Raw genomic sequence first — 11,020 nt, 5'->3', positions numbered from 1 at the left:
AACGGTAAAAACGCCACGCAGTGTACTGCGTGGCTTTTTTACCGTGTGGTTTGATTTACGTGCTTACAGCATTCCGCTCATCCAGATCAGACGAAGTCCGAGTCCGAACATGGCGAGAGCGAGCAGAACAAGGATAACCTTGGATTTTGTCTTCTGTGAGAGTGCCGCACCGATCTGCGCGCCGATGGCAGCACCGATGGAGATGCAGATGGCGGGTGTCCAGATGACATGACCGAGCCAGACATGGCTGATGACGCCGAAGGTCGCCGAGCAGGCAAGGACGAAATGCGAGGTTGCTGTCGCAACGTGTACGGGGAAGCCAAGCAGGTAGACCATGAGGGGGACGTGAATCACGCCGCCGCCGATGCCGAAGATACTCGAGATAAAGCCGACACCTGCGCTTGCCCCAACGCCGAGGGAACGGTTGAAGGTGAAGTCTGCTGGCAGAGTGTGCACATCCGCGTGCTTTTTGTGTGTAGCATTCCAGTACATCATAAGAGCCATGAGCAGGAGAAACGAACCATAGGATATGTAGAGCATCGGCCCCGTGAAGTCATCGACGATGTACGAGCCAAGGAACGCACCAGGCAGTGTCGCAAGGGCAAAAGGGACTGCTGCGGCGAAGTAGACGCGTTTTTGACGGATGTAGGCAAATGTCCCCGAGAGGGCATTGGCACAGACGATAACGAGTGATGTACCCGTGATCTGCGCTGCCGTGTGAAAGTATGGATAGATCCCGCCGTCCGACAGAAAGAAGATAAAGATCGGCACGCAGATCAGTCCGCCGCCGATACCGACCAGTGTACCAAATGTGCCGACAAATAGCCCGAGCAGAAGGAACAGAAGAATATCAAGCCCCATGGAAAAACCTCCCCCAATATATATGTGCACGCCGGAAAGGGAATCTGTGTGTGCAATGTATTCATGATTATAGCACATCGAAAGGATTAGACAAGAGGGGAGAGTTATGATATGATAATCGCCAAGAAGCCAATAATTCTTTAGGACTGATTTTAAGGGGCTTCTTTATCATTGTGCGGAAGGAGGACAGAAAGTGGGGGGCCGGTATACACCGGCGTGTGGATTCTATGTTTTAGGAAGAAGTGACAAGCAATGGTTACATTTCTTGGCGCGCTCGCTACGCTCATTGTCGGCTATCTTGTTTATGGGGCCATTGTCGACCGTGCATTCGGACGTACTGGAGAGGTGGCACCTGCGATTCGGCTCGAGGATGGTGTGGACTATATCCCTCTGCCAACGTGGAAGGTATTTCTCATTCAGCTTCTCAATATCGCAGGTCTCGGCCCGATTTTTGGTGCACTTGCGGGAGCGCTTTGGGGACCCAGCGTTTACCTCTGGATTGTCTTTGGTACAATTTTTGCAGGCGGTGTGCATGACTATCTATCGGGTATGATTTCATTTCGTGAGGACGGGAAAAGTCTCTCGGAGATCGTCGGTAAGAATCTGGGGTATATCATGCTCCAGATTATGCGTATCTTTTCGATTGTCCTCCTTGTTCTCGTCGGTGTCGTCTTTATGACGGGGCCTGCGATGCTGCTTTCCAAGCTGACAGGGCAGGCGGTGCTCTTCTGGCTTGCCGTCGTCTTCATCTACTATACACTGGCGACGCTGCTCCCCATCGACAAGATCATCGCGCGGTTCTATCCACTCTTCGGCATCTGCCTTATCGTTATGGCACTCGGCATTATGGGCGGAATGCTCTTTGGTGTCGGCGGACACACGATGCCTGAGATGACGCTGGAGAACCTGCATCCGCAGCACCTCCCGATCTGGCCGCTGCTCTTTATCACGGTTGCCTGCGGTGCAGTTTCGGGATTCCATGCAACGCAGTCGCCGATTATGTCACGGTGTCTGAAGGACGAGCGGATGGGACGCCTCGTGTTTTACGGTGCAATGGTCTCTGAGGGCATCATTGCGCTCTGCTGGGCAGCTGCCGGCGCAACGTTCTACGATGGAACTCCCGGACTCGGCGCAGCACTCAAAGCGGCAGGTCCAGGCGGTGTCGTCTACGAAGTCTGCAACGGCTTCATGGGAGCTATTGGTGTCGGCGGGGTCAGCATCGGGGCCATTCTTGCCATGCTGGGCGTCATTGCCTGTCCGATTACCTCGGGTGATACGGCATTCCGTTCGGCACGTCTGACGCTTGCCGACTGGATGGATATTCCACAGAAGGAAGCGCCGAAGCGTCTCATGATCGCTGTGCCGATGCTCGCCATCGGTTTGATTCTTTCGCAGATGGACTTCTCCATCATCTGGCGTTACTTCTCGTGGGCGAATCAGACCCTCGCGATGATTATGCTGTGGACAGGTACGGCGTACCTCTACCTGCATAAACCGGGCTCGTATGCCTATGTGATCGCGCTTCTGCCGGCCATTTTCATGTCGGCGGTGACGACAACCTACCTCCTGCAGGCACCGGAGGGGTTCGGGCTGCCGACAGATATTACCTATCCGGCAGGAATCGGCTTTGCCGTTCTCTTTACAGCACTCTTTGTACGTGCGTTTATCCTGCGCAGGAAAACTGCCTGATACAGTGGACGTACCGCTGTGCATGGTGTTTTTCTCAAATTTTAGAGGAAATACCGCGGCACAGCGGTTTTTTCTTGCAAATATCCGAATCTATGGTACAATAGTCGCATGTTTAGTGGGGGGAACCCGCTCGTATAAAATAAGGGAGGCACTATTTACATGGCAAAGAGCACTGAAAAAGAGCCCAAAGTTGAAAAGCAGGTAGAGAAACTGGTTGAGAAGAAGCAAGCGGTCGCCGCAGAAGGAGCGACGAAGGCGGATCAGTTCAAAACGTTCCTCAAGGAGAATGATATCAATTTCTTCGAGGTCAATGATCTCTCTGATGAGCTCCATACGTCGATTTTCCGTTCACGCATCGAGGCAAAGGGCGGCGTTATGCCGATGGCGATTTTTATCGATGACAGCATCTTTACAATTATCCGTACCCAGGTTGTGACGGGGATCAATGAGAAGAACATCGATGAGATTAAAGATCATCTGAATACGCTCAATGCAGAGTACAAGATCTTTAAGTATTATCTCCGTGACGACGAAAACATTTATCTTGATGTTTGCATCCCGTTCGTTGATGAGACGTTTGACAGCCGTATGATCCAGACCCTCCTGAAGATTATTGTCCAGCAGCTTGAAACGGTCTATGATGATCTTATGGCCGTGGTTTGGGCAAAGAACTAATCAACTGCACAAGAGACTGTCCCGATGGAGACAGTCTTTTTTGTTTCCAGTCGCACATATTCTTGATTTCCTGGATGAATCTAAGTACAATGATAACAGTGACAGCTTCGTAGGACGTGGGGGATGACATGGATGTAAAAAAAATGATTGGCGGGCGGCAGTTTTGGTCATTGATTGCTGGCCTCGCCATCTTACTTGGTATTCTCTTGATTGTCGGACATCCGAAGGAACAATCTGCTCCCACCGCCTCATCTCCGCCGCCGGAGGACGATGTAAAGGTGCTTGTGCTCAACTATCACATGGTTAACTCAAGATTTCTTTCACTTGCGGTCGAGCCGGAAGATTTCGACTGGCAGATGAAGTATCTTGTTGATCACGGCTATCATACGATTACGCCAAATGAGCTGTATGATTATCTCGCGAGGAACGGGACGCTTCCTGAGCGCCCTGTTCTCATCACATTTGATGATGGCTATGTGGATAACTATACGAAGGCATTTCCAATTTTAAAAAAATATCACCTTAAGGCGACGGTCTTTGTTGTCACAGGATTTTTGAGTAAGCGAAAAGGATATCTTACGTGGGACCAGGTGCGTGAGATGGAGAAGAACGGCGTCACGATTGAATCGCATACCGTGACGCATGCTGCTCTTCCGGAGCTGCCGGATGACCGCATTCGCGAGGAGCTGGTGGAGTCGAAGCGTCAGGCGGAGAGTGAGCTTGGACATCCTGTTGAGTTCATTGCCTATCCGACGGGGGCGCATGATCTGCATATTGCAGAACTCGCGAAGGAGGCGGGGTATAAGGCGGGCTTTACGGTCAAGTACAGCAATGTGGACCGCAACAGCAACATCTATGCCCTTGAACGCGTACCGATCTTCCGTACGGGCGCGACGAACGAGGACTTCGTTGATCGTCTGCACTATACATCGAATCTTACCCAGTATGGCTGGATACGGAACTGAATACAAACGAAAAGAAGTGCCGCATCACGGCACTTCTTTTCGTTTGTATTTTTTACAGTACTTCACTCAGAATCCATGGGATAAGCGGTGTGCGGCAGGGAGGAGCGATGCGGTCTGCCGCATTCTTTGCTACTTCTGCAGCATCCTCGGGGGCGATGCCGATGTCTGCCATACGTAAAAGTTCAACGTCGTTTTCGTAATCACCGCAGGCAATGATGCGGCGTTCCCCATACTGCGGCATCGTCCGCAGCACCTCTGCCATCGCGCCTTTACTCGTACCAGGCGGGACAAATTCGAGGTAGTTCGCCTCCGAGTAGAACGATGTGGAGCATTTGTCGATGCCAAGTTCCTTTGCGAGCCGCTCGACAAATTTGAGATTGATGGGGGCGTCGCAGATGAAGAACTTGAGCCATGCCTCGTCTTCCACGGCACGGAGTTCCGTATGGTTGACGTTGTAGAACTCATCCGTGAGGCGCGGGTCATCATTGGCCTCGGGGCTGATGATGTGGCAGTGTCCCTCCGTGTAGACTTCGACGCAGGCACGCGGAAATTGGTAGAGGATGCGCGCGGCGAACGTGCGCCAGAGGTCGCCGTCCAAGGTGCGTACTTCGAGTACATGATTTTTCGTCAGATCTTTCAGCATTGCACCATTGAAAAAGATGCTCGGGGCGTTGACGGTAATGCCGTCCAAATAGGGGCGTGCTGCCTCGGGGGTACGTCCTGTCGCAGCGGCAAAGGCACCTCCTGCTGCTGTAAATGCGTTGAGCGCCGTGCGATTTTCGAGGGCGATTGCTTCATGGCGCGGGATCAGTGTACCGTCAAGGTCGCTGATGAGGAGGATGTCGTCATATCGTTTTTCGCTCATACTGCACCGATGTCTTTTAGATAGTTTTTCATCATCGCACGCCCATCAGGCGTAAGAATGGATTCGGGATGGAACTGGATGCCCTCGATGGGGAAGGTTTTGTGGCGTACGCCCATGATGGTGCCGTTATCCAGCTGACTCGTCACCTCCAGCACATCGGGCAGGCTTTCACGCTCGATAATGAGAGAGTGGTAGCGGGCGGCTTGCGTATGTTCAGGAATACCTTGATAGAGCCCTGTGCCGCAGTGACAAATGGGGGATGCCTTGCCGTGGACGATTTCTCCCGCACGGACGATGCGTCCGCCGAAGACCTCGCCGATGGCCTGATGCCCAAGGCAGATGCCGAGAATCGGAATCTCGCCGCCGAGCTGACGAATGACCTCCTCGGAGATGCCCGCGTCCTGCGGAATACCCGGACCAGGCGATATGATGACGCCGTGGTAGTCTTTCGTGCGAATCTCATCGATGGAAATTTTGTCGCTGCGGATGACCTCGACCTGTGCGCCGATGTCGCTGAACAGCTGATAGATGTTATAGGTAAAGGAGTCGTAGTTATCAAGCAAAAGCAGCATTGTTCTCGACCTCCTCTACCACCTCGAAGAGAGCCTTTGCCTTCTGCAGGATCTCGAGGTATTCCTTTTCGGGCACGGAATCCTTGACGATGCCCGCTCCCGCCTGGATGATTGCCGTGTCGTCGCTTTCGATGCACATGGTGCGCAGGGTGATGCACATATCCATGTTGCCCCGAAAGTCCATGTAGCCGACGGTTCCCGCGTAAAAGCCGCGTTCCTGCGGCTCGAGCTCGTGGATGATCTCCATGGCGCGCAGCTTCGGCGCACCACTGACCGTGCCGGCAGGGAATGTGGCACGCAGGACGTCCATGGGTGCGTAATGCGGGGCGATTTCACCGACGACACTGCTCACCATGTGGGAGACGTGGGAGAACCGTTCGACCGCCATCAGCTTTGGCACACGCACCGTGCCCGGGACGCTGATGCGGCCGAGGTCGTTGCGTGCGAGGTCGACGAGCATGGCGTGCTCGGCACATTCCTTTTCGTCTGCACGCAGATCAGCAGCGAGACGCGCATCCTCCTCGTCGCTTGCACCGCGTTTTCGCGTTCCTGCGATGGGGTAGGTATAGACAGTGCTGCCCGCCACCTTGATCAGCATCTCAGGGGATGCTCCGACGAGTTTAACTGCGCCGAAGTTGTAGTAGAACATATAGGGGGAAGGGTTGACCTGCCGCAGCCGTCGATAGAAGAGGAACGGCGGGCGCGTGATCTTGGCGCAGAAGCGGAAGGAGGGCACTGCCTGAAAGATGTCGCCGGCATAGATATGCTCCTTGACCGCTTTGACCGTCTCCAGAAACTCCGTCGGTGCCGTCCCATAGCGTGACATAAAGTCAATGGGCGCTGACCGTTTGCTCGGCGGTGCTGTGGGCAGGGTACAGGGGGCGGCAAGACGGCTGCGCATGGCAGAGAGGCGGTCGGCAATCACGTCATACAGCTCGCCCGCATCATCCCCCTCCTTGATGTCGGCAAGGTAGTGCAGACGTGCACTGTTGCGCAGAGCATCGTAGACGACGAGATAGCGGCACATCATGAATTGTCCGAGCAGATGCTCACCGCCGAGATGAACGCCGCGTACGCGGTCAAATGTCGCAGCCATTTCGTATGAAAAGTAGCCTGCCAGTCCGCCGTGGACGAGCGGCAGTTGTTCCTTGTTCTCCGCAGGGGTAAAGCGCGCCGCATATTCCTTCATCGTATCATGCGGTGCACCCGAGATGCTCTTCATCAGGCCGTTTTCGTTGATGAGCAGCTTGTCGGCAAAGACCTGCACGCGCACGAATGGCTCGCCGCCGATAAAGGAGTACCGTCCAAACTGCTGCTGTGTCGTATCGACGGACTCCATGATGTAGCCTTTTTTTTCGCCGACCAGCTTATAGTAGATGGAGACGGGCGTGTCGAGATCCATCGTCAGCTCTGTGGAGACGGTGACGAGATTTGCCGTTTTTGCCGCTCTGATAAAATCCTCTTTGGTGTGGCTCAGCTTCATTGATTGATCTCCATGACGACCTCGCGCTCCTTACGTCCGAGAATCCAGCCGAGCACCTTCAGCTCCGCGTAGAGCATCTGCTGCTGCTCACGGTTGTTCTCGCGGCTGTGTTTCAGCTGCTTATACTGCTTGCGGCCGAGATTATAGCGTGCGAGGATCTCCGCCTCACTGCGCATTTTGTGGCGTCCGCCTGCATGCATCCGTACCAGCTCCTCCACATCAGCATCGGTGTAGGTGGGGGGCGCGGGGGGCTTTGCCATCTGACGGACGAGGTCAGTGATCTCGTGATCGTTCATGCTCATGGCACTCTTCCTTTCTTCTTGGGGAAATACGGGCGTTCTTGGCGGTTACACGTTGGCTTCGCGCGCTTTCAGGTATCGGATCATGGCGTCGGCGGTATGTTTCGCCTCCTTGACGACCTGCACGACATTCCACGGGCCGAACACGACGTCGCCCGCCGAGAATACGCCGTCGCGGTCGGTCATGCCGTTCTCATCAACCTTGACCAGCCCCTTCTCGTTCAGATGGATGCCCGTCGTCGTGCGCACGATCTTATCCTTTGCCGCTTGACTTGCTGCGATGACCGTGCTGTCGGCAGGGATGAGATATGGCTCCCCCTCGCTGATGAGCTTCTGGTTCTCGTCGAAGACGCGGTCGTACATCATGGGACCCTCGGGGGTGACGGAGTGAATGCCCTTTGCATACTGGATCTCACAGCCGTCCATGAGTGCGTATTCCAGCTCGCGTTCACTCGCGGAGATGCCGTTGCGCCGTGCGTAGATCGTGACATAGCGGCTACCCTTGCGGATTGCCGTCCGCGCAACATCCATCGCGGAGTTGCCCGAGCCGATGACCGCGACGCGGTCGCCAAGATGATATACGTCGGGGTTCTGGAGATAGTTGACGGCAAAGTGGCAGTTTCCGAGGGTTTCTCCATGGATGCCAAGACTTTTGGCACGCCATGCGCCTGTGCCCATAAAGATTGCCTCATAGCCGTCGCGGAAGAGGTCATCCACGCTGATTGCACCGCCGATGGTTGTATTCGGGCGGATGTGGATGCCGAGCGTCAGGAGCTTCTCGGCATAGCGGTCAATCGTCGAGGGCGGCAGGCGAAAATCCGGAATGCCGTAGCGCAGCATGCCGCCGATTTTCTGCATCCGCTCGAAGATGGTGACACCGTATCCCTCCTGTGCCAGCTTGACCGCGACGACAATGCCTGCAGGTCCTGCCCCGATGACGGCGACATTGTGCCCATTGTAGGACTTGCGTGCGAGGACGAGCTTGTCCAGGTAGGTATCCGAAATGTAGTGCTCGATGCTCGAGATCTGAATGGGCGCGCCGCGCCGCCCCTGAATGCAGTGCCCTTCACACTGGGCATCATGGTCGCAGACCAGTGAGCAGAACACACTCATGGGGTTGTTGTCGTAGAGCATCGCACCCGCCTCGTTGATCTTCCCGTCGAGGAAGAGGCGGATCATCTCAGGGACATTTGTCTGCACGGGGCAGCCCTGAAGACGGCACAGCGGCTTTTTGCACTGAAGGCAGCGCCGCGACTCATTAATGACGTGAACAGCCATATAGCTAATCCTTTCGTTTCGTCGTATCGCTTCTTAAAATAATAAAAATACACGAAGACATTATAGCACAACTCGTTCCCTCTGTCATAGGTACAGAATAGAAAGCGTTCCTATTGTCATGCGGCGTATTGTGCCTTTTAAAAATTATTTGCAAAGAATTAGAATACATGATACTATTTCTGCGTTGGAATTACGACGTGGGAGGAGATATCATGCAGTTCAGGTCCATTCGGACGAAGTTTTTGGCATCGCTGCTGCCGGTGATGCTGATCGGATTTCTCGCGTTCTTTGGCATCAGCTATAAAATGGCAAGCAACATGCTCATTGACAGCGCGGATACGATTGGCAAAGGGGTCGGCAAGCAGGCGGCACTTGAGGTGCAGCGTCTCTTTGAGACGAATGTGGTGCATTTGGAGATCCTCGCGGAGGACAATGCGATTCTGCACGGCAGCGATGAGGAAAAACTTGCTGCCCTGCAGGCGGTGCAGTCTCAGACAGAGGTGTTCTCGAATGTTGCATACCTCGATCGAAACGGTGTCGGAATTGATACGGAGAGCGGCTCTGTCGATCGTTCGGATCGCGGCTATTTTAAGCAGGCAGTTCAGACGCAGAAGACGGCAATCTCGGGGCCGATCATTGCGACATCAGGGAAGGCGATTGCCGTCATCGGTGTTCCTGTAAAGGAGAACGGCTCGGTCGTCGGCGTGGTCGCGGGGACAGTCGTTCTGTCGCGCTTCGACGAGCTCCTTGCGAAGATGAGCCCCTACCGCACAGGACAGGTGCTTGTGATGGATGAGTCGGGCATCGTGATGATCCATCCTCACGAGGAGGCACAGGTTGGCAAGCTGGATTTCAGCAAGGAGAATTCGAGTGCCAAGCTCTCAAAGGATCTTGTGGATGGCTTTAAGTCCATGCTCGACAAGGATCAGCCGACGCTCGTCCACTATGAGCGTGAGTCCGGCGAGGAGATGACGGGCGTTCTTGTACCGATTCATCTCGACGGACGGCGCTGGGTGGTCATGTCCGAGGCATCGAACAGTGAAATCCTTGCGAATGCCCATGACCTCCTGCTGGTGCTTGCAGGGCTGACCCTCATCATTGTGATCCTTGTTTCAGGCGTTATCTTCTATATCTCGAATAGCTTTGCAGACAACATCAAAAAGGCGGTACACGTCTGCGAGGTTATCAACAGCGGGGATCTGCGCGAAACGCCAAAGACAATTACCTCACAGGATGAGTTGGGGCAGCTCTCGGACGGCCTGGTCAAGATGCGCCATACACTCAATACGCTGATTCAGCGGATTCAGTCCAATGCGGCGGAACTTTCGACATCGGCAGAGGGGCTTACCGATGCTTCTCAGCAGTCTGCAGAGGCATCCAATCATGTTGCCGTGTCGACCACCGAGATCGCAGAAGGCGTAGAGCGTCAGTCGGAGGCTTCCTCCTCTGTCGCAAATGCCACGGCGTCCATTTCAGGTCAGGCAGAAGAGATGTCGAAACAGGTCGGAACAGTCGCGGAGGTGACGAACAATACGGTAGAACGCGTCCGCGAGGGACGTCGCTCCATCGACGAGGTCGTCAAGTATATGGAGCAGATCAAGACTGGTTCGGAGACCGTGGATGCCGCAATCTCTGCGCTTGGCAAGAGCTCGGAGGAGATCAGCCACAGCGTCGAGGTCATCGGCAGCATTGCCGAGCAGACAAATCTGCTTGCTTTAAACGCTGCGATTGAGGCGGCTCGCGCAGGTGAGCACGGACGCGGATTTGCCGTTGTTGCCGAAGAGGTCAGAAAGCTCGCCGAAGAGTCCGGTGAATTCTCGAAGAAGATCTCTGAGACGATGCAGTCCGTGCAGGCAGATATGGAACGTGCCATCGAGGCAGGAAAGCACGGAGATGAGTACGTCGGGCATGGTCTGGATTCAGTCCGTACGGCGGATGAGGTGTTCCAGTCGATTGCAGAGTCAATTCAGCAGCTCGGCGACGGCGTGAAGGATATCACTGCAGGCATCCGAAAGATGGAGGATGAGACACAGACGGTACGTGCACAGATCGAGGAGATCCAGAAGGTCAGCGCATCGAATGCGGACGGCGCACAGAATGTATCGGCGGCGACGGAGGAACAGTCTGCCTCGATGCAGGAGATTGCGGCATCGACGCGTCGCCTCTCAGGGCTTGCAGACGAGCTTGCGGATGAGACGAAGAAGTTCAAGATCTGAGGAAGCACGGATAGAATGAAGCGGTTTGTACTTCCTAAAACATAAAGTTTCCATGAGGGTCGCTGCTCTTGCAGTGACCCTTTTCCTGTTGTATGATAGAAACATCGATGAAGGAGG

The 11,020-nt window shown here is 54.5% G+C and carries 10 protein-coding genes; 4 read left to right on the top strand and 6 right to left on the bottom strand.

The annotated features are described in order from the left end of the window. Window positions 1–63 precede the first annotated feature (63 nt). Window positions 64–861, bottom strand: a complete 798-nt coding sequence (locus tag HMPREF0908_RS02075; RefSeq protein ID WP_006689768.1) for a sulfite exporter TauE/SafE family protein — start codon at window positions 859–861, stop codon at window positions 64–66. Window positions 862–1,113: 252 nt separating this feature from the next. Between HMPREF0908_RS02075 and HMPREF0908_RS02070 the strand changes: the two genes are divergently transcribed. The 3 genes from HMPREF0908_RS02070 to HMPREF0908_RS02060 all read left to right on the top strand — a co-directional run bounded on the left by HMPREF0908_RS02070 (window position 1,114) and on the right by HMPREF0908_RS02060 (window position 4,190). Next, window positions 1,114–2,550, top strand: coding sequence for a carbon starvation CstA family protein (locus HMPREF0908_RS02070; protein WP_006689767.1), 1,437 nt, complete (start codon window positions 1,114–1,116; stop codon window positions 2,548–2,550). A 159-nt stretch (window positions 2,551–2,709) separates the two neighbouring features. After that, window positions 2,710–3,225 carry a type III secretion system chaperone family protein gene (locus tag HMPREF0908_RS02065; RefSeq protein ID WP_006689766.1) on the top strand — a complete coding sequence of 172 codons (516 nt, stop codon included), beginning with the start codon at window positions 2,710–2,712 and terminating at the stop codon, window positions 3,223–3,225. A gap of 128 nt (window positions 3,226–3,353) precedes the next feature. Beyond that, window positions 3,354–4,190: a polysaccharide deacetylase family protein gene (locus HMPREF0908_RS02060; protein ID WP_006689765.1), complete on the top strand. Its 837-nt coding sequence runs from the start codon at window positions 3,354–3,356 to the stop codon at window positions 4,188–4,190. 52 nt (window positions 4,191–4,242) lie between these two features. On the opposite strand, the gene HMPREF0908_RS02055 is transcribed toward HMPREF0908_RS02060, so the two are convergent. Genes HMPREF0908_RS02055 through HMPREF0908_RS02035 form a run of 5 tightly spaced genes read right to left on the bottom strand, consistent with a single transcriptional unit; the run spans window position 4,243 to window position 8,687 of the window. After that, window positions 4,243–5,055, bottom strand: coding sequence for an HAD-IIB family hydrolase (locus tag HMPREF0908_RS02055; protein ID WP_006689764.1), 813 nt, complete (start codon window positions 5,053–5,055; stop codon window positions 4,243–4,245). After that, window positions 5,052–5,627: an anthranilate synthase component II gene (locus HMPREF0908_RS02050; protein ID WP_006689763.1), complete on the bottom strand. Its 576-nt coding sequence runs from the start codon at window positions 5,625–5,627 to the stop codon at window positions 5,052–5,054. Before HMPREF0908_RS02050 ends, HMPREF0908_RS02055 begins: the two co-directional genes overlap by 4 nt. Next, window positions 5,611–7,110 (bottom strand): anthranilate synthase component I, encoded by a 1,500-nt coding sequence (locus HMPREF0908_RS02045; RefSeq protein ID WP_006689762.1) that lies wholly within the window; start codon window positions 7,108–7,110, stop codon window positions 5,611–5,613. Before HMPREF0908_RS02045 ends, HMPREF0908_RS02050 begins: the two co-directional genes overlap by 17 nt. After that, the gene (locus HMPREF0908_RS02040) at window positions 7,107–7,412 is read right to left on the bottom strand and encodes a hypothetical protein (RefSeq protein WP_006689761.1); all 306 of its coding nucleotides are present in this window, start codon (window positions 7,410–7,412) and stop codon (window positions 7,107–7,109) included. The genes HMPREF0908_RS02045 and HMPREF0908_RS02040 overlap by 4 nt, the downstream gene beginning before the upstream one ends. A 45-nt stretch (window positions 7,413–7,457) precedes the next feature. Further along, window positions 7,458–8,687, bottom strand: a complete 1,230-nt coding sequence (locus tag HMPREF0908_RS02035; protein WP_009442636.1) for an FAD-dependent oxidoreductase — start codon at window positions 8,685–8,687, stop codon at window positions 7,458–7,460. Window positions 8,688–8,899: 212 nt separating this feature from the next. Here HMPREF0908_RS02035 and HMPREF0908_RS02030 point away from each other — a divergent pair, with 212 nt between their 5' ends. After that, window positions 8,900–10,903: a methyl-accepting chemotaxis protein gene (locus HMPREF0908_RS02030; protein WP_040572334.1), complete on the top strand. Its 2,004-nt coding sequence runs from the start codon at window positions 8,900–8,902 to the stop codon at window positions 10,901–10,903. The last annotated feature ends 117 nt before the right edge of the window (window positions 10,904–11,020 follow it).

This window comes from Centipeda flueggei ATCC 43531, from assembly GCF_000160695.1.
GTDB lineage: Bacteria > Bacillota > Negativicutes > Selenomonadales > Selenomonadaceae > Centipeda > Centipeda flueggei.
The sequence above is the reverse complement of the archived record's forward strand: the minus strand, read 5'-3'. Positions and strand labels throughout refer to the sequence as shown.